Raw genomic sequence first — 17,653 nt, 5'->3', positions numbered from 1 at the left:
GCGATGCGGTGCGGCTGACGCTCGATGCGCGGGGCCTGCCGCCGGACGCCGCCGCCGGGCTGGCCGCCGGTGCCTGCCTGCGCGCCTGGCGCTTCACCCGCGCCCAACGCCGGGAAAAGCCGGGGCTGCAGGCGCTGGACCTGGTGGTGGACGACCCCGCCGCGGTGGCGCCGCATTGGGCACGGGCCTCGGCCGGGGTGCGGGGCTGCCTGCTGGCCCGCGACCTGGCGATGGAGCCGGCCAATGCGCTGACCACGCGCGCCTTCGCCGCCCGGCTGGAGGCGCTGGCCGAGCACGGCATCGCCGTCGACGTGCTGGGACGCCGCCGGCTGGCGCGGGAGGGACTGGGCGGGCTGCTGGCGGTCGGCCAGGGCAGCGACAACCCGCCGCGGCTGGCGGTGCTGCGCTGGCGCGGCAGCATCGCGGCGGCGCCGGTGGTCTTCGTCGGCAAGGGCATCTGCTTCGACACCGGCGGGATCAGCATCAAGCCCGCCGCGGGCATGGCGGCGATGAAATCCGACATGGCCGGCGCCGCCGCCTGCGCCGGGGCGATGCTGGCGCTGGCGCTGCGGCGGTCCCCGGCGCCGGCGGTGGCGGTGCTGGCGCTGGCCGAGAACGCCTTCAGCGAGACCGCCTACCGCCCCGGCGACGTGCTGCGGATGGGCTCGGGCCACACGGTCGAGGTGGTGGATACCGATGCCGAGGGGCGGCTGGTGCTGGCCGATGCGCTGCACTACGCCCAGCGCTTCCGGCCGCAGGCGGTGCTCGACCTCGCCACCCTCACCGGGGCGATCGTCACCGCCCTCGGCAGCCACCGGGCGGGGCTGTTCGGCAGCGACGACGCGCTGCTGGCCCAGGCGCAGGCGGCCGGGGAGAGGGTGGGCGAGCCGGTCTGGCCGATGCCGATCGGGGCGCGGCACCGGGCCGACCTCGACAGCGCCATCGCCGACCTGAAGCAATGCGCGACCGGCCGCCTGCTGCCGGATGCCTGCCATGCCACGGCCTTCCTGCGCGAATTCGCCGGCCCGGCGCCCTGGGCGCATCTCGACATCGCCGGGGTGGCGGCACGCGCCGCGGCCGATGCGCTGGGGCCGCCCGGGCCCAGCGGCTTCGGCGCCCGGCTGCTCGACCGCCTCGTCTCGCTGTATTTCGAGCATTAGCCGATGGCCGATATCGCCTTCTACCACCTCATGCGGATGCCGCTGGACCAGGCGCTGCCGAAGCTGCTCGACCGGGTGCTGTCGACCGGCGGGCGGGCGCTGCTGCTGGCCGGCAGCGAGGAGCGGGTCGCGGCGCTGGATGCCGCGCTCTGGGTCAGCCAGGACCCGGACTGGCTGCCGCATGGCACCAAGGCCAGCGGCCACGCGGCGATGCAGCCGATCTGGCTGACCACCGAGGATGAACCCGCCCCGAACGGCGCCCGCTTCCTGGTGCTGGTGGATGGCGCCGAGAGCCGCCGGCTGGCGGAGTACGACCGGGTGCTGGACCTGTTCGACGGCCAGGACCCGGAGGCCGTCGCCGCCGCCCGCCGCCGCTGGAGCGCGGCGAAGGCGGCGGGGCATGGGTTGTCCTACTGGCAGCAGGGCGACCGCGGCTGGGAGAAGAAGGCTTAGCCAAAGTTTTGTGGTCAGGCGGCGTAACCCGGCGCCAGCTTGAACACGCCGTCCTGGAAGGAATTCGCCTGGGACATCACGACGTCATTGTCGGGATAGCCATTGTGGTCCTGCGGCGTCCAGACGTAGTTGCCGTAGACGCCGGCATGCGGCTTGCCCGCATTCCAGTGGGCCGCGATCTGCTCCGCGGTTTCGGCGCCGCTCCTGATGGCCGCCGCGACCAGCCCGGCCACGTCGTAGCCCGCAGCCACCCACCACAGCAGCGTATCGCCGGTCTCGACCTTCGCCGCCTTCAGCCGGCCGACGAAATCGGCGGTCCGCTGCGGCAGGGCGCCGTTCTCGCCGAAGCAGCAGCTGCGGAAATTGGTCTGGTAGACCTTCTCCCAATTCTCCGGCCGGTCGAGCAGCGCCCGGGTCTGGCCCGAGCCCAGCGTGGTCTGGCCGACCACCGGCACGTCCCAGTTCATCGCCGCGCGGACGTTGAGGATGCGGGCGAGCAGGCCGGGGTTGACGCTCCAGGGCATGATCGCCCTGGCGCCGGCACTGCGCATCCGCATCATGTCCGGCAGCAGGTCGGGCTGGTTGGCGTCGATGGCGCCCTGGTAGACCACGGTGCCGCCGGCCGCCGCCAGCATCGGCACGAAGGCCTTCGCCGAGGCGGTGCCATAGCCGGTGGTATCGCTGATGACCGCCGCTTCCTTGATCTTCAGGATATCCAGCACGTAGCGGTTCGCCGCGGCGCCGACCTGCTGGTTCGACGGGGCGGCACGAAAGGCGAGCGGGTATTTCTCGACATCCATGAGCTCGTCGACGAAGCAGGGGTTGAGCTGCGGCGTGCGCGACCGGGCGATGACTGCGGAGCAGGCCAGCGCCTCGCCGGAATTGCCGGGGCCATACAGCACCGCGACCTTCTCGCTGCGGGTCAGCTCGGAGGCGGCGTTCACCGCCTTGGTCGGGTCGCTCTGGGTGTCGCGGATGATCAGCTCGAGCTTGCGGCCGCCGATGCCGCCGGCTGCGTTGAGCTCGGCCACGCCGAAGGCGACGCCGCGGCCGATGCCGATGCCGGTCGAGGAGGAGGCGCCGGTCAGCGCCGGCAGCCAGCCGATCTTGATCGGCCCGGACTGGGCCAGGGCCGGGCTCGCCAGCCCGGTGGCCAGCGCACCGCCCGCCGCTGCCGAGGCCTGGACGAATTGCCGCCGATTGAGGGTCGCCATGTGTGTCCTCCCTGGTCTTTTCGGTCAGCGTAAGTGACCGGGAGGGAGCTGGCGAGTCCGTTACGCCTGGAGCCGCCAGGGTGGGAAGGGATCCGGCAGCGTGGCCCAGGCGCGCGGGCCGCCGCGCATCTCCGCCTCGGTGAGCAGGCAGGCCTCGAGGTCGCGGCGCAGCGCGGCCTCATCCATGCCGAGGCCGATGACGACGACCTCCTGCCGCCGGTCGCCATGCGGTTCCTGCCACAACCCGCGCACCTGCGCCTGCCATTCGGCATCCTCGGGCCAGCGCGCGGGGTCGACCGCGGCGAACCATTGCCCCGCCGCCTCGTGCCGGCTGACCGCGCCGGCGAGGTGCCAGGACCCGGCCCAGGGCATCCGCGTCGCCAGCCAGAAGAATCCCTTGGCGCGGATGACGCCGGGGAGGTCGCCCTCGATCAGCCGCTTCCAGCGCGCCGGGTGCAGCGGCCGCCGCGCCCGCCAGACGAAGCTGGCGATGCCGAATTCCTCGCTTTCCGGCAGGTGCTCGCCGGCCAGCGCGCGGGCCCAGCCGGCCGCCTGCTGCGCCCGGGCGAAGTCGAAGCGGCCGGTGTCCAGCAGCGCCGAGAGCGGCACCCGTCCTTCGATGCCGGCGATGATCGCGGCGCCGGGGTTGAAGCTGGCGAGGATCGCGCCGAGCCGGCCCAGCGCCTCGGCGTCGACCAGGTCCGCCTTGTTGATGACGATGACATCGGCGAACTCGACCTGCTCGATCAGCAGCTCGACCAGCAGCCGCGTGTCGCCCTCGCCGGTCGACCGGCCGAGCGCGTGCAGGCTGGCGGCGCTGGCATAGTCGCGCAGGAAGCCGGCGGCATCGACCACCGTCACCATGGTGTCGATCCGGGCGACGTCGCCGAGGCGGAAGCCCTCCTCGCTGCGGAAGTCGAAGGTGGCGGCGATCGGCATCGGCTCGCTGATGCCGGTGCTCTCGATCAGCAGCGCATCGAACCGGCCCTCGCCGGCCAGCCGCGTCACCTCCTGCACCAGGTCGTCGCGCAGGGTGCAGCAGATGCAGCCGTTCGAGAGCTCGACCAGCTTCTCCTCGGTGCGCGACAGCGCGGCGCCCTGGGCGACCAGCGCGGCATCGATGTTCACCTCGGACATGTCGTTGACGATGACGGCGACGCGGCGGCCCTCGCGGTTGGCCAGGATGTGGTTCAGCAGCGTGGTCTTGCCGGCGCCGAGGAAGCCGGAGAGCACGGTGACCGGCAGTGCGGGCGGATGGCTCACAGCGGGATCCTTCCGGGTTCGTCGAGGGTGAGCAGCAGCCGCGCCGGGTCGCGCGCGCCGCGCGGCGGGGAGCGGTGGACGCAGCCGCGGCCGGCCCCTTTCGCCTCGCCCTTCAGCAGGGCGACCGAGCCGGCCGGCAGCCGGTTCGCGCGTGGCGGCGCGGCGGCCGCGTCGCGCGCCGCCTCGGCCCCGGCCAGCGGCAGCCATTCGGTCCCGGCGCCGCGATAGGTGCAGAGCAGCCGCAGCCCGACCGCATCGGCGTGGAAGCGCCGGCAGCTGTCGTTGTCGACGCCCGAGAGCCGCAGCTGCACCGTGTCCCGCCCGATGATGGCGGCGAAGCAGGCGGCGAGATCCTGCAGGTCCAGCAGCAGGTCGAGCGGCGCGGCGCAGGGCAGGTCGGCAAGGATGGCCTCCACCACCGCATCGGGCGGGCCGATGGCGGTCGCCCGGAAGGGCGCGGCGGCGGCCAGCCGGGCACAGCCCGGGGCGATGGAGCGCGGCAGCGACCGGTGCCAGACGGCGAGGTGGACCTCCGGCCGCAGGATCTGGAGCAGGGCTTCGGGGCCGGTTCCGAAGACGCTCCAGGCGTCCTGGCCCAGGCTATGGGCGGGGGCATAGGCTTCGCAGAACAGGGCCATGGGGAATGTTATAGTATAACATAACATATGCCCGCAAGGCGCCCTGTCCGGGCCCGGCGCTCAGCACGGCGGCAGCCGCATGGGACCGGCGCCACCGCCTTCCCACCGGGGCGAAGCGGCCGGGATCGCAGATCGCACAGGTCCAATCATTGGCCAGACACCTGCGCCCGGAGACCTGCGCCCAGGGACCCTGCGGCGGGTCAGCCGTCCAGGCGGATGCCGGTGAGCTCGACCAGCGCCTTCCAGCGCTCCACCTCGGCCTGCTGGAAGGCGGCGAAGGCGGCGGCCGGCAGCGGTGCCGGGGTGAAGCCGAGCCCGGTGAGCCGCGCCGCCATCGCGGGCTCGGCCAGGATGCCGGGCAGCGCCTCCGACAGCCGGGCGATGATGGGCGCCGGGGTGCGGGCCGGCGCCCAGAGGCCGAACCAGGCATCGACCGCCATGTAGGGGGCGCCGGCCTCGGCGAAGGTCGGCACCTCCGGCAGCTCGGCCAGCCGGGCCGGGGCGCCGATGCCGAGCGCCCGCAGCCGGCCGTCCCTCACCAGCGCCACCACTTGCGGCCAGGTGGAGACGAAGGCCTCGACCACGCCGCCGACCGTGTCCGTCACCGCCTGGGCGCCGCCGCGGTAGGGCACGTGCGTCGCCTCCAGCCCCTCGCGCCGGACGAAGCTCTCGGCGATCACGTGGCTGGCCGAGCCGACGCCGGAGGAGGCATAGGTCAGCCGGCCGCCGTTGCGGCCGCGCGCCGCCAGTTCGGCCAGGGTCCGCGCCGGGGAATTGGCCGGCACGACCAGGGCGTGGTGGACCTCCGCCAGCTTGCCGATGGCGGCGAAATCCTCGACCGGGCGATAGGGCAGGTCGCGCACCATCGCCGCATTGGCCGCATGGGTCTGGTTGTTGCCGAGGCTGAGGGTGTAGCCGTCCGGCGCCGCGGTCGCGACCGCCTGGGTGCCGACCACCGCGGCGCCGCCGGGGCGGTTCTCGACGATGAAGCTGCCGCCGGGGATCGCCGCCGACAGGCGGTCGGCCAGGGCGCGGGCCAAGACATCGGTGCTGCCGCCGGGCGGATAGGCCAGCACGATGCGCACCGGCCTAGCGGGCCAGGCGGGCTCGTGCGCCCGCGCCGCGGGGCTGGCCAGGAGAGGCAGGGCGAACAGGGCGCGGCGGGTGGTCATGGGCGTCCTCGGTGCAGGGTCAGGCTGCCCCAGTTGAACCATCTCCGCCGGTTGGTCCACCGCCGCGCCGTCCGGGCGCTTAACCGCATCCTAACCACCGGCAGGGCATGACGGCAGGCCAGGGCGGCTGCTGCCACCGGAGGGAGGTCGCGGTGAAGTCTTCAGGCCGGCGCGGCTCCGGATCCATTACCCGGTATTTCAGCAATGCCTGCCGGCGTGGGTATTCGCGGCCGAAAACCAGCCCTGTCCCGAAACATCACTGCGTCGTGACGCTAATAGCGCCGATCGGTCAAGTTTCAGGATACAATTGGTTTCTAGTTTGCCCACATCGCGCCACAACAACCGTGCATCATGCAGCTTGCAGGCAGGAGGACGAAGGATGCCACGCAGGATCGCTGCGCGCCGCACCGGGTCGGCCAAGCCCCCATCCGGCGGGGCGTGAGGCGCATGGAACGCCGCACCGACCCCTGGGCCGACTTCCTCCGCCGCATCCTGCTCACCGCCAGCCTCGCCAGCGCGGCGGCGGTGACGACCACCACCAGCACCGAGGCCCCGCCGGCCGAGATCGCCGAGGCCGAGCCGCAGCCGGAGGCCTCCGCCACCAAGGCCTGATGCTTGCCGGCGCCGGGGCCGGCGCCCAGGATGCCGTGGTCCAGGAAGGCCGCGGCCCATGCAACCAGACCAACTGACGCTCTACGGCAGCTTCACCTCGAGCTCGAGCTACAAGCCGATGCTCTACCTGGCCCTGGCCCGGCTGCCCTTCTCCTTCCGCACCGTGAACCTGAAGAACGGCGTGCAGAAGCAGCCCGACTACCTCGCCATCAACCGCTACGGCCAGGTCCCGGCGCTCCGGCACCGCGGGCTCACCATCGTGCAGTCCAACGTCATCCTCGACTACCTCGCCCGCACCACCGGCCACTTCGCCGGCGCCACCGAGCAGGAGCAATGGACCGCGCGCGAATGGCTCTCCTGGGAGGCGGACAATATCACCAACGTCGCCAAGGTGCGGCACTACAGCCGGTTCCGCGCGGTGGACCCGGCGGTGATGGACTACTTCCGGCCGCTGGCCGAAGCCGCGGTCGCCCGGGTGGACGAGGCGCTGGCCGGGCGCGACTGGCTGGTGGGGGACGGGCCGACCATCGCCGACATCGGCTGCTGGGGCCGCATGGTCTTCATGGCCGAGGGCGGGCTCGAGATCGAGCGCTGGCCCAACGTCCACGCCTGGTCCCGCCGGCTGGCGGCGATGCCGGGCTTCGCCCTGCCCTACGCGCTGATCCCGAAGAAGGACACCGAGGTGGTGCCGGCCTGACCCTATCGGCGGGCGGCGAAGAACTCGCGCAGCACGGCGCCGCATTCGGCCTCGCGCAGGCCGCCCACCACCTCCGGCGCATGATGGCACGAGGAGGCCGCGAAGATCCGGGCGCCATGGTCGACGCCGCCCCCCTTCGGGTCGTAGGCGCCGAAGACCAGCCGCTTCACCCGGAAGAAGCTGATGGCCTGGGCGCACATCGGGCAGGGCTCGAGCGTCACGGTCAGGGTGCAGTCGGCCAGCAGCTTGCCGCCGCGCCGCTGCGCCGCCGCGCGCAGCGCCCGCATCTCGGCATGGGCGGAGGGGTCGTGGCCGGCCTCCACCGCATTCCCCGCCCGGGCCAGCACCGCCCCGGCCGCATCCGTCACCACCGCGCCGACCGGCACCTCGCCCCGCAGGGCGGCGGCGCGGGCTTCGGCGAGGGCGATTTCGATCGGCGAGGGCATGGGCCGAGCTTGCCCCAATGGGCCGTTAGGTTCTAGCAACGCGCCATGCGCACCCGTCCCATCATCGGCGTCACCCTGGATGCGGAGGAGCCCGGCGGCTACTCCAAGCTGCCCTGGTATGCGCTCCGGAAGAACTACTTCTCGGCCCTCGCCGAGGCCGGTGCCCTGCCGGTCGCCCTGCCGCACCAGACCGAGCTGGCCGAGGCCTACCTCGACGAGATCGACGGGCTGATGATCACCGGCGGCGCCTTCGACGTGGACCCCTCGCTCTACGGCGGCGGCGTGACCCACCCGACCGTCACCCTGAAGGCCAACCGCACCGACTTCGAGCTGGCCGTCACGCGCGGCGCGCTGGCGCGGAACATGCCGGTGCTCGGCATCTGCGGCGGCCAGCAGCTGCTGGCGGTGGCGCTCGGCGGCACGCTGATCCAGCACATCCCGGACAGCATCCGGACCGACATCGAGCACGAGCAGCCCAACCCGCGCGACCAGCCCGGGCATGAGGTGGCGATCGCCCCGGACACGCTGCTCGCCCGCATCATCGGCAAGCCGCGCATGGCGGTGAACAGCGCCCACCACCAGGCGGTGGCGACGCCGGGCGCCGGCGCCCTGGTCAATGCCCTGGCGCCCGACGGCGTGGTGGAGGGCGTCGAATCCGCCAGCCACCGCTTCGCCCTCGGCGTGCAGTGGCACCCGGAATACGCGGTGGACCCGGCCGACCCGCTGATCTTCGCCGCCTTCGTGGCGGCCTGCCGATGAACGCCGAACCGAACCTCCCCGACGACGAGGAGGACGCCGCGCGCGGCGAGCGCATCGCCAAGTGGCTCGCCCGCGCCGGCGTCGCCAGCCGCCGCGACGCGGAGAAGATGATCGCCGAGGGCCGGGTGAAGGTGGACGGCAAGGTCATCGGCAAGCCGGCGACCTTCATCCTGCCGGGCATGAGCGTGATGGTGGACAACAAGGTGGTGGCCGGCGCCCAGCGCACCCGGCTGTTCCGCTACCACAAGCCGGATGGGCTGGTGACCACCCACAAGGACGAGAAGGGCCGCCAGACGGTCTTCGACGCCCTGCCCCCCGGCCTGCCCCGGCTCGTCTCCATCGGCCGGCTCGACCTGAATTCCGAAGGCCTGCTGCTGCTGACCAACGACGGCGAGCTGGCCCGCAAGCTCGAGCTGCCCTCGAACGGCTGGATCCGCCGCTACCGGGTGCGGGTGAACGGCAACGTCGATGAATTCGCCCTCGCCGAGCTGGGCCAGGGGCTGGTGGTCGACGGCGTCCGCTACGCGCCGATCGAGGCCGGGCTGGACAGCCGCAAGGGCGCCAATGCCTGGCTCACGGTCGGCCTGCAGGAAGGCCGCAACCGGGAGATCCGCCGGGTGATGGAGTTCCTCGGGCTGGTGGTGAACCGGCTGATCCGCGTCTCCTACGGCCCCTTCCAGCTCGGCGCCCTGCCCCGCGGGGCGGTCGAGGAGGTGAATCCGAAGGTGATGCGCGAGCAGCTCGGCATGAAGAACGACGTGCCGGGCCAGGGCCGCCACCGGGCGCCCCCGGCGGGATCGCCGGCTTGAGGATCATCGCCGGCCTGCACCGCGGGCGGCGGCTTATCGCCCCCGAGGGCGACCGCACCCGCCCCACCGCCGACCGCGTCCGGCAGGCGCTGTTCGACATGCTCTGGCACGCCCCCTGGGCGGGGCGCGAGCGGATCGAGGGCGCCCGGGTGCTGGACGCCTTCGCCGGCACCGGCGCGCTGGGCCTCGAGGCGCTGTCGCGCGGCGCCGCCCAGGCGAATTTCATCGAGAACGACCGCGCCGCCCTGGCCGCGCTGCGGGCCAACATCGCCGGCTGCAAGGAGGAGGCGCGCTGCAACGCGCTGGCCGCCGATGCGCTGAAGCCGCCGCGCGCCCAGGGGCCCTGCGACCTCGTCTTCCTCGACCCGCCCTACCGGGAAGGGGTGATGGACGCGGCGCTGGCGGCGCTGGCCGCGGCCGGCTGGATCGCCGCCGGGGCGCTGGTCTGCGCCGAATACGCCACCGGCGCGCCCGCCGCCCCGCCGCCCGCCTTCACCCCGCTGGCCGAGCGCGCCCATGGCGCCGCGCATCTCCTCATCCTCCGCTGGGAGCCGCCAGGGGGCCCGCCAGGGGGCCCGCCAGGGGACGCGCCGGGGTGACCCGGCCGGTCCGCCGGCTGCAGCGGCTGCTGGTGCTGCTGCCCTCGGCCGGGCTGGGCGGGGCGGAAGCCCATACCGCGACCCTGGCCCGCGCCCTGGCCGCCAGCGGCGTCGCCGTCGCCGTCGCCGCCGCGCCCGGGCTGGCGGCAGGGCTGGCCCGGATGCTGGGCGAGGCGGCCGCGCTGCACCCGGCCCCGGTCGACTGGCGGGAGGCCGAGGACCCCGGCGCCAATGCCGCCCGCCAGGCCCGGGCCGCCGAGGCGCTGATCCGGGACCTGCGCCCGGATGCGGCGCTGGTGCCGCTGCCCTGGCCGGACCATGGCCTCGGCCTGCAGCGGGCCCTGGCGCGGGCCGGCGTTCCGCAGCTGGCGATCGCCCACCTCGCCCCGCCCGAGGCCGCGCCGGTGCCGGCGGCGCAGCGCGACGGCCTGGCCGATGCCGCCGTCACCTGGGCCGCCGTCTCCGCGCCAGTGGCGCGGCGGCTGGCCGCGACCTTCGGCCTGCCGCCCGGCGGCGTCGCGGTGGTGCCGAATGCGGTGGCGGCGGCGCCCGCCGATCCGGCCCGCCGCGCCGCCCGGCGGCAGGACCGCCGCGCCGCCCTCGGCCTCGGCCCGGACGCGCCGCTGGTGCTGTTTGCCGGCCGGCTGGAGGAGAAGAAGGGCGCCGACCTGCTGCCCGCCCTGGCCGAGCGCCTGCGGCAGGCCAGCGGCGCCACCCTGGTCGCGCTGGGGGAAGGTCCGCTGCGATCGCGGCTGGCCGGGCACCCGGCCAGCCAGGGGACAGGCCCGCTCCAGGCGCCGCTGCGGCTGCCGGGGCAGGTGGCGGATGTGGCGGACTGGCTGCTGGCGGCCGATGTCCTGGTGCTGCCCTCGCGGCTGGAGGGCTGCCCGCTCATCTTCCTCGAGGCCACGGCGCTGGGCTGCCCGGTCGTGGCGACCGCCGCCGCGCTCGAGTGCTTCGGCGCCGAGGCCGCCGGTTTCGCCCGCATCGCCGACCCGCCGACGGTCGTTGCCTTGACAACGCACATCGGCGTGATGTTAACGGAGAGGGGTGGCGCTCGCGCTTCGGTTGCCGCGGCGCAGGCCCATCAGCGGCTGTTCGACCAAGCCGCCATGCTGGGGCGCTACCGCAGCCTGCTTCGGGCATGCCACGCCGCCTGATCCCCTCGACCGAGGAAAGCCAAGCCGATCATGCAGTGGATGGCGACCGAGCGGGAGATGGCGAGGAGCCCGCCGGCTGCCTGGGCCGCCGCCGACATCGAGGCCTGCGTCGTCATCCCCTCCTTCCAGCAGCCGGGGCTGCTGGCCGAGGCGATCGCCTCGGCGCTCGGCCAAGTGGGGGTGCCGCCGGTGGCGGTCGTCGTGGTCGACGACGGCTGCCCCTTCCCATCCGGCGCCCGCACCGCCCTCGACTTCGCCGCCGCCCACCCCGGCCGGGTCTTCCTGCTGCGGCGGCCGAACGGCGGGCTCTCGGCCGCCCGGAACACCGGCATCGACTTCGTGCTGCGGGCCTTCCCCGCCTGCCGCGCGGTGCATTTCCTCGATGCCGACAACCGGCTGCACCCGCATGTCCTGGCGCGGGCGCTCGCCGCGCTCGACGCGGCGCCGGAGGCGGTCGGCTGGGTCTATCCGGACATCGACGAATTCGGCGGCCGCCGCGACTGGACCACGGCCGGCGGCTTCTCCCTGCTGCAGCTGCTGGGCACCAACTACTGCGACGCCGGCAGCGTCGTGCGGCGGCGGATGCTGGACCACGGGCTGCGCTTCGACGAATCCCTGCGCCAGGGCTTCGAGGACTGGGACTTCTGGCTGACCGCCGCCGGCCGCGGCTGGCGCGGCCAGCACCTGCCCATGGCGGGCTTCCGCTACCGCCGCCGGCCGGAGAGCATGCTCTCGGCCTCCGAGCGGCTCCGCCCCCTGCTGCTCGGCCAGCTGCACCGCAAGCATGCGGCGCTGCTGACGCCCCGGCGCCTGCTGGCGCTGGAGGCCGGGGAGGCGCCGCGCTTCGCCCTGCACACGCCGGACGACGGCGCCATCCGGCTGGTGCTGGACCCCGCCGCCGCCGCCACGGCCAGCCTCGCCCCCGGCGCCGCGCGGGCGGCGATGGCCGAGGCCATGGAGCGGCCGGGCGCGGCGCATCATCCGGACTGCCTCTGCTTCACCGAGGCCGCCACCCTCGAGCTGCTGGGCCGGTTCGGCGTGCTGGCGATGATCCTCTGGTGGGGCGAGCGGCTGCTGCGGGAGGTGGCCGTGGTCGCGCTGCAGATCGTCCCGGCGGCGCGGCCGGTCCTGGCCCTGGAACGCCCCGGCAGCGCCGGCGGCAGGGTGGCCGAGGCGCCCCTGCTGCTGGTCCGGGGCCGCCTGCTCTGGGAAGCCGCGGGCGACCCCTCGCCGCGCTGGATCGAAAGCCTGCAGACCGCCGCGCCGCAGCCGGCCACCGCCCTGCTGCGGCTGCACCTGCCCCTCGGCGGTCCTGTTGCCGGCCCAGTCGGGGCCAGCCCCGTCGCGCTGCGGCTGCTGCTGCTCGAGGTCGGCGCCCTGGCCCGCATCCGGGCGGGGCGCAGCCCCATCCCGGCCGGCTGGAAGCAGGAGTATCGGCCGCCGCGCCACCGCGCCGCGGCCGATGCGGCGGCCCTGCTGGGCATCGGCCCGATCCTGCCGCGGCTGCCGGTGCCGGGCCGCCGGGACATCGGCTTCGTGGTCCCGCTGTTCTCCTTCGCCGGGCTGGAGAAGGTCCTGCTGAACCAGGCCGCCGTGCTGCGGGGCCACGGCTGGCGCACCCATCTCATCGTGCTCGGCAGCGCTGCGATCGACCGGGGCGAGGAATTCCCCGCCTCCTTCGATACCGTCATGCTGATCGAGGGGCTGGGGGAGGAGGCGATCGCCTGGGAGGGCGGCTACTTCGGCGCCGGCCATTCCCAATTCGGCGAGGGCGCGGCGGCGCGCGACGTGCTCGGGGTGCTGGCGGCGCTGGACGTGGTGGTCAACGTGCATTCCCTGGCGGCCCAGGCGCTGATGGCGCCGCTGCGCCGGCTCGGCGTGCGGAGCTTCGGCGGGCTGCACCTGCTGGAGCGCGGCCCGCACGGCGAGCCGCGCGGCACCCCGAATGTCCAGGTCGCCTACGAGCACGCCTATGACGGCATCATGGTGATCTCGGAGCAGCTGCAGGACTGGTGCATCGGCGCCGGGGTGCCGGCGGAGAAGGTCCACCTGATCCGCAACGCGCCCGGCTACCCGAGCCCGCCGGCCCGGATCGCCGCCGCGCTGGCCGCCCGGCAGCGGCCCGGGCGCCGGCCGCTGCGGGTGCTCTACCTCGGCCGGCTGGACCGGCAGAAGGGCCTCGACCGGCTCGCCGGCATGATCGCCCGCACCCGCGGCGAGGGCATCGCCTGGCGGGTGATCGGCCGCGCGGTGCTGGCGGATGCCGCGGAGACCGCGCTGGAGGTGCCGGTCGAGCCGCCGGTCTTCCGGCCGGAGGAGCTGGACGCCGCCTATGCCTGGGCGGACGTGCTGGTGCTGCCCTCCCGCTTCGAGGGCGTGCCGCTGGTGGTGCTGGAGGCCCAGCGCATGGGCTGCGCGGTGATCGCCACCGATGTCGGCGCCATCGCCGAGATCATCCGCGACGGCGAGGACGGCTTCCTGGTCCCGCACCGGCAGCCGGAGGAGGGCATCATCGGCGGCTTCGTCGCCCGGCTGGAGCAGCTCGCCGCCGACCGTCCCGCCATGGCCGCGCTCGGCGCCCGGGCGGCGGCGCGGCTCGCCGGCGGCGGCTGGGCCGCGGCCATGCGCCCCTTCCTCGACCACCTCGACGCGCTGGTGCCGCCCCCCGCGCGGCCGGGGATGCCGCCATGACCCTGCTGGTCGCCGCGGCCGAGCTGGCCGAGCTCCATGCCGGCCGGCCCATGGTGCTGCTGCTGCACGGCGAGGACGCGGCGGCGCTCGAGCTGCCCGGCCTGCTGCTGTGGCTGGTCACCGCGCAGGACGGGGCGCTGCGGCTGCACCGGCCGGGCACCCCGGCCGCGGACGCCACCCTGCCGCTGCCGCTGCCGCCCGCCCAGGTGCTCGCCATCGTCACCCCGGACGCCGCCGCCGCCGCGCCGCTGCTCGCCTGGTGGTCGGCCGCGGGCCCCGACCTGCCGCCGCTGCGGGAAGCGGCGACGGCGGCGGCGGCGCTGCCGGGGCTGGCCCGGCTCCTGGCCGGGGCGATGGCGGCGCAGGCCCGCAGCGCCGCCGGGCTGCACCGCGCCCTGGTCGCCGCGCGCGAGGATGCCGAGGCCAGCCGCGAGGCCATGGTCTCGCTGATCCAGCACGGCGCCCAGGCCGGCCCGCCGCCCGCGCCGCTGCAGGTCCTGGCGCTGCAGCCCGCCGCCGCCGGGCCGGTGCTGCGGAGCCGGGACGGCCGGCTCGCCGCCGGGCAATGCCTCGGCCTGCCGCTGGAGGGGCTGTCCGGCCTGGCGCTGCACCTGGCCGAGGCCGCCGCCGCCCCCGCCGCCATGCTGCGGGTCCGGCTCTACGGCGCCGAGAGCGGCCGCATCCTGGGCGCTTGGCTGGTGCCGGGGGAGGCGCTGCTGCCGGGCTGGCTGACGCTCGACCTGCCGACCCCGATCGGGCCGCTGCGCGAGACCGCCTGCCTCGACCTGGCCGCCGAGCTCGAGCGCGGCGATGCCCTGGCGCTGTCGCTGGAGCAGCGGCGGTGCAGCCCGGACCGGGCGGTGGCGGTGGCGGAGGATCCCGGCGGCGGGGAGGAGGCCCGGGGTAATGAGGCCCCGGGCCATGCCCTGGCGCTGCGGGTCTGGACCGCCCCCTTCGGCCGCCGCTTTGTCATCGCCCGGCACTGGGATGCCGAGGCGGTCGACCTGCCGCTGGCCCCCTCCGGCACCGCGCCCGTGGTGCCGGTGCGGCTGCCCGCCCAGCTCTGGGAGGCCGCCCGCTTCCCGCTCGGCCAGGTCGAATGGGTGGCGCTGGGCACCGAGGCGCCGCGGCTGCTGGCCAGCTTCGGCGCCGGCCGCCAGGTCACCCTGGTGCTGCCGGGCATCCCGGTGAACGGGCTCGACCTGCTGCAGGCGACGCTGACCGTCGGCCGCGGCGACCCGGCGCAGCTGGAGGCCGCGCTCTGGCTGCAGCCGGACGACGGGACGGTGGCGGCCGGGGCCGAGCCGGCGCTGGACCCGCCCGAGGCGCGCTGGAGCGGCTGGCGCCGCCCCTGGCCGGAGGAGGGCGGCCGCCTGTTGCTGCCGCTGGCGCTGCCCCTGCACGGGCCGCGCCGCGTCGCGGTGGTGCTGGTGCTGCGCCATGCCGGGACGGCGCCGGCCCCGCCGCTGCGGGTGGAATGGTCCGAGCTGGTCGGGATCCGCGGCCATTGCCCGCCGCCGCGCCCGCCGGCCCGCCGGCCGCTGCCGCCGGTGATGGCGGCCGCGGTGCAGCCGCTGGCGCCGCCGCCATCGCCCCCACCATCGCCCCCGCCATCGCCCCCGCCATCCCCGGCGCCATCTCCCCCGGCCCCCGCCGCGCCGCCCGCGCCGGAGGCCGCCGCGGCCCGGATGGCGCTGGCCCGGCTGCAGGAGCATTACGCCACGCCGGATGGCGGCTACCGCCACCTCGACATCTGGCTGGAGGACGTCCGCGCCGGGGCGCAGCACTGGCCCCGGCTGCGCTTCAAATTCGCCCTGCGCGGCGAGGGCCCGGCGATCGAGTTCCGCAACCGGCCCGACTGGCCCGGCGTCTTCGCCGCCTGGCCCGGCACCGAGGCCGATGCCTGGGGCCCCTTCCTGCTGCTGCGCGAGGCCGACCTCGCCGCCGGGCTGGCGCAGCAGCTGCCCGATGCGCGGGACCGCCGGATGCTGGCGGCGCTGGTCGCGCTGCTGCCCCAGGCGGTCGGCCAGGTGCTGCGGGAATCCCCGGACGCGGCGGCGGGGGCGGCGCTCTGGACGGGCGAGGCCCGGCGGCTGGCGGCGGCCCTGCGGCCGCCGGCGGCCTAGAACGGTTCCGTTCGCACCGGTTCACGGAGCCCGCTCTGGCCGGTTGCTCTAGCGCCGGCCGAACAGCTTCTCCAGCTCGGCCGGGCCGAGCCGCAGGAAGGTCGGGCGGCCATGGCTGCAGGTGGCGGCGCGCGGCGTCGCCTCCATCTGCCGCAGCAGCGCATCCATCTCGGCCGGCAGCAGCCGCCGCCCGGCGCGGACCGAGCCGTGGCAGGCCAGCCGCGCCACCGCCGCATCCAGCCGGCGATCCAGCGCGGTGGTCTCGGCGAAGGCGGCCAGCTCCTCGGCCAGGTCGCGCAGCAGCGGCGCCGGGTCGGCCGCGCCGAGCAGCGCCGGCAGGGCGCGGACCAGCACCGCGCCGGGGCCGAAGCCCTCGATCTCGAGGCCCAGCCGGGCGAGGTCCGCGGCGAAGCCCAGCAGCCGGGCGGCATCGGCCGGCGGCAGGTCGACCACCGCGGGCAGCAGCAGCGGCTGGGCGCGGACGCCGCCGGCGATGAGCTGGGTCCGCAGCGCCTCATGCGTCAGCCGCTCGTGCGCCGCGTGCTGGTCGACCAGCACCAGCGCCCCGTCCGGGGCCTCGGCGAGGATGTAGGTATCGAGCAGCTGGGCCAGGGCGCGGCCGAGCGGATGCGCCTCCGGCGGCCGTTCGGCGGCCGGCGCGGCATGGCGGGGCGGGGCGAAGCCGAGCGCCAATGAGCCCGTGCTGGCCGGCGCGGTGGGCGGCGCGGCAAGCGCGAGCTGCATCTCGGCCAGGCCGACATGGTCCGGCAGCGGCGCCGGCGCCGGCGTCCGCCAGGCGCCCATCGACCCGCCGGCCGACCAGCCGCCGCGCGGCGCATAGGCGGTCAGCGCCGGGGCCGGGGCGGCGACGCCGGCCCCGGCCGAGAGCGTCCGGCGCAACGCCGCGATCAGCATCCCCCGCACCCCGGCCTCGTCGCGGAAGCGCAGCTCGGTCTTCATCGGGTGGACGTTGACGTCGACCGCCTCGGGCGGGATCTCGAGGAACAATGCCGCCACCGGATGCCGGCCGGCGGCGATCAGGTCGCGGTAGGCGACCCGCAGCGCGGTCCGCAGCAGCTGGTCCCGCACCGGGCGGCGGTTGACCACCAGATGCTGCTCGGTGCCGGTGGCGCGGGTGAAGGCCGGCTGGGCGGCGAGGCCGGCGAGCAGCAGCCCGCCGCCCTCGGCCGCGACCGGCAGGGCGGCGGCGGCGAAATCCGGCCCGAGCAGGTCGGCGATCCGCGCCTCCCGCCCGGCGGGGGCCAGGTTCAGCACCTCCCGCCCGTCCTGGGTCACCCGGAAGCCGACCTCGGGCCAGGCCAGCGCCAGCCGGCGGACCGCCTCGGTGGCGTGATCCGCCTCGGAGCGCGGGGTCTTCAGGAATTTGCGCCGGGCGGGGACGGCATAGAAGAGGTCCCGCACCTCGATCCGGGTGCCGGGGGCGCCGGAGGCCGGGACCACCGGCCCCTTGCGGCCGCCCTCGACCAGCAGCGCATGGGCGTCGCCGCCGGCCGGGCGGCTGGTGATGCTCAGCCGGGCGACGGCGCCGATGCTGGGCAGCGCCTCGCCGCGGAAGCCCAGCGTGGCGATGCGGAAGAGCATCGCCTCCTCCGGCAGCTTGGAGGTGGCATGGCGCTCGACCGCCAGCGCGAGGTCGGCGGCGCCCATGCCCGAGCCGTCGTCCTCGACCACCACCCGGCCGATGCCGCCTTCCTCCAGCGTCACCGCGATGCGGGTGGCGCCGGCATCCAGCGCGTTCTCGACCAGCTCCTTCACCACGGCGGCGGGCCGTTCCACCACCTCGCCGGCGGCGATGCGGTTGGCGGTGGTCTCCGGCAGCAGGCGGATGGCCAT

General features: G+C 75.5%; 16 protein-coding genes. 10 read left to right on the top strand and 6 right to left on the bottom strand.

The annotated features are described in order from the left end of the window. Positions 1–1,160, top strand: a 1,160-nt coding sequence (locus tag QWZ14_RS10600; protein WP_290316628.1) for a leucyl aminopeptidase family protein, incomplete at its 5' end; no start/stop codon positions are given. Positions 1,161–1,163: 3 nt separating this feature from the next. After that, complete coding sequence (locus QWZ14_RS10595; protein WP_290316627.1) at positions 1,164–1,613, top strand: DNA polymerase III subunit chi; 450 nt, start codon at positions 1,164–1,166, stop codon at positions 1,611–1,613. Positions 1,614–1,627: 14 nt separating this feature from the next. Here QWZ14_RS10595 and QWZ14_RS10590 read toward each other — a convergent pair whose 3' ends face one another. From QWZ14_RS10590 to QWZ14_RS10575, 4 genes are all read right to left on the bottom strand, one after another. Continuing rightward, positions 1,628–2,827 carry an ABC transporter substrate-binding protein gene (locus QWZ14_RS10590; RefSeq protein ID WP_290316626.1) on the bottom strand — a complete coding sequence of 400 codons (1,200 nt, stop codon included), beginning with the start codon at positions 2,825–2,827 and terminating at the stop codon, positions 1,628–1,630. 60 nt (positions 2,828–2,887) lie between these two features. Further along, positions 2,888–4,090, bottom strand: coding sequence for a zinc metallochaperone GTPase ZigA (zigA, locus tag QWZ14_RS10585; RefSeq protein WP_290316625.1), 1,203 nt, complete (start codon positions 4,088–4,090; stop codon positions 2,888–2,890). Further along, a complete protein-coding gene (locus tag QWZ14_RS10580; RefSeq protein WP_290316624.1) occupies positions 4,087–4,728 on the bottom strand; it encodes a DUF1826 domain-containing protein in 642 nt (213 codons plus the stop codon). The genes zigA and QWZ14_RS10580 overlap by 4 nt, the downstream gene beginning before the upstream one ends. Before the next feature lie 200 nt (positions 4,729–4,928). Beyond that, the gene (locus QWZ14_RS10575) at positions 4,929–5,900 is read right to left on the bottom strand and encodes a Bug family tripartite tricarboxylate transporter substrate binding protein (protein WP_290316623.1); all 972 of its coding nucleotides are present in this window, start codon (positions 5,898–5,900) and stop codon (positions 4,929–4,931) included. 447 nt (positions 5,901–6,347) lie between these two features. Here QWZ14_RS10575 and QWZ14_RS10570 point away from each other — a divergent pair, with 447 nt between their 5' ends. After that, the gene (locus tag QWZ14_RS10570; protein WP_290316622.1) at positions 6,348–6,512 is read left to right on the top strand and encodes a hypothetical protein; all 165 of its coding nucleotides are present in this window, start codon (positions 6,348–6,350) and stop codon (positions 6,510–6,512) included. A gap of 58 nt (positions 6,513–6,570) precedes the next feature. Beyond that, complete coding sequence (locus tag QWZ14_RS10565) at positions 6,571–7,209, top strand: glutathione S-transferase family protein (protein WP_290316620.1); 639 nt, start codon at positions 6,571–6,573, stop codon at positions 7,207–7,209. Between the two features lie 2 nt (positions 7,210–7,211). Here the strand turns inward: QWZ14_RS10565 and QWZ14_RS10560 are convergent, their stop codons facing one another. Beyond that, a complete protein-coding gene (locus QWZ14_RS10560; protein WP_290316618.1) occupies positions 7,212–7,655 on the bottom strand; it encodes a nucleoside deaminase in 444 nt (147 codons plus the stop codon). Positions 7,656–7,700: 45 nt separating this feature from the next. Between QWZ14_RS10560 and QWZ14_RS10555 the strand changes: the two genes are divergently transcribed. Genes QWZ14_RS10555 through QWZ14_RS10530 form a run of 6 tightly spaced genes read left to right on the top strand, consistent with a single transcriptional unit; the run spans position 7,701 to position 15,799 of the window. Next, positions 7,701–8,414 (top strand): gamma-glutamyl-gamma-aminobutyrate hydrolase family protein, encoded by a 714-nt coding sequence (locus QWZ14_RS10555; protein ID WP_290316617.1) that lies wholly within the window; start codon positions 7,701–7,703, stop codon positions 8,412–8,414. After that, positions 8,411–9,223, top strand: coding sequence for a pseudouridine synthase (locus QWZ14_RS10550; protein WP_290316616.1), 813 nt, complete (start codon positions 8,411–8,413; stop codon positions 9,221–9,223). Before QWZ14_RS10555 ends, QWZ14_RS10550 begins: the two co-directional genes overlap by 4 nt. Further along, entirely contained in the window at positions 9,220–9,822 is a 603-nt protein-coding gene (gene rsmD / locus QWZ14_RS10545; protein ID WP_290316615.1) for a 16S rRNA (guanine(966)-N(2))-methyltransferase RsmD, read from the top strand. The genes QWZ14_RS10550 and rsmD overlap by 4 nt, the downstream gene beginning before the upstream one ends. Further along, the gene (locus QWZ14_RS10540; RefSeq protein WP_290316614.1) at positions 9,819–10,982 is read left to right on the top strand and encodes a glycosyltransferase; all 1,164 of its coding nucleotides are present in this window, start codon (positions 9,819–9,821) and stop codon (positions 10,980–10,982) included. Before rsmD ends, QWZ14_RS10540 begins: the two co-directional genes overlap by 4 nt. Positions 10,983–11,012: 30 nt before the next feature. Next, positions 11,013–13,673 (top strand): glycosyltransferase, encoded by a 2,661-nt coding sequence (locus tag QWZ14_RS10535; RefSeq protein WP_290316613.1) that lies wholly within the window; start codon positions 11,013–11,015, stop codon positions 13,671–13,673. Beyond that, positions 13,670–15,799, top strand: a complete 2,130-nt coding sequence (locus QWZ14_RS10530) for a DUF6212 domain-containing protein (protein WP_290316611.1) — start codon at positions 13,670–13,672, stop codon at positions 15,797–15,799. Before QWZ14_RS10535 ends, QWZ14_RS10530 begins: the two co-directional genes overlap by 4 nt. Before the next feature lie 48 nt (positions 15,800–15,847). Here QWZ14_RS10530 and mutL read toward each other — a convergent pair whose 3' ends face one another. Beyond that, on the bottom strand, positions 15,848–17,653 hold the full coding sequence (gene mutL / locus QWZ14_RS10525; RefSeq protein ID WP_290316610.1) for a DNA mismatch repair endonuclease MutL: 1,806 nt from the start codon (positions 17,651–17,653) through the stop codon (positions 15,848–15,850).

It is taken from the genome of Paeniroseomonas aquatica (genome assembly GCF_030409335.1).
GTDB classification, from domain to species: Bacteria; Pseudomonadota; Alphaproteobacteria; order Acetobacterales; family Acetobacteraceae; genus Belnapia; species Belnapia aquatica.
Note: the sequence above shows the minus strand (reverse complement) of the source record. Positions and strands in the feature narration are given on the sequence as shown.

What these genes read in the sequence shown, in the direction of transcription:
- QWZ14_RS10595 (WP_290316627.1), top strand. Translation starts at nt 1,164, where the DNA reads ATGGCCGATATCGCCTTCTACCACCTCATGCGGATGCCGCTGGACCAG.
- QWZ14_RS10590 (WP_290316626.1), bottom strand. Translation starts at nt 2,827, where the DNA reads ATGGCGACCCTCAATCGGCGGCAATTCGTCCAGGCCTCGGCAGCGGCG.
- QWZ14_RS10580 (WP_290316624.1), bottom strand. Translation starts at nt 4,728, where the DNA reads ATGGCCCTGTTCTGCGAAGCCTATGCCCCCGCCCATAGCCTGGGCCAG.
- QWZ14_RS10575 (WP_290316623.1), bottom strand. Translation starts at nt 5,900, where the DNA reads ATGACCACCCGCCGCGCCCTGTTCGCCCTGCCTCTCCTGGCCAGCCCC.
- QWZ14_RS10570 (WP_290316622.1), top strand. Translation starts at nt 6,348, where the DNA reads ATGGAACGCCGCACCGACCCCTGGGCCGACTTCCTCCGCCGCATCCTG.
- QWZ14_RS10565 (WP_290316620.1), top strand. Translation starts at nt 6,571, where the DNA reads ATGCAACCAGACCAACTGACGCTCTACGGCAGCTTCACCTCGAGCTCG.
- QWZ14_RS10560 (WP_290316618.1), bottom strand. Translation starts at nt 7,655, where the DNA reads ATGCCCTCGCCGATCGAAATCGCCCTCGCCGAAGCCCGCGCCGCCGCC.
- QWZ14_RS10555 (WP_290316617.1), top strand. Translation starts at nt 7,701, where the DNA reads ATGCGCACCCGTCCCATCATCGGCGTCACCCTGGATGCGGAGGAGCCC.
- QWZ14_RS10550 (WP_290316616.1), top strand. Translation starts at nt 8,411, where the DNA reads ATGAACGCCGAACCGAACCTCCCCGACGACGAGGAGGACGCCGCGCGC.
- QWZ14_RS10535 (WP_290316613.1), top strand. Translation starts at nt 11,013, where the DNA reads ATGCAGTGGATGGCGACCGAGCGGGAGATGGCGAGGAGCCCGCCGGCT.
- QWZ14_RS10530 (WP_290316611.1), top strand. Translation starts at nt 13,670, where the DNA reads ATGACCCTGCTGGTCGCCGCGGCCGAGCTGGCCGAGCTCCATGCCGGC.
- mutL (WP_290316610.1), bottom strand. Translation starts at nt 17,653, where the DNA reads ATGGCCATCCGCCTGCTGCCGGAGACCACCGCCAACCGCATCGCCGCC.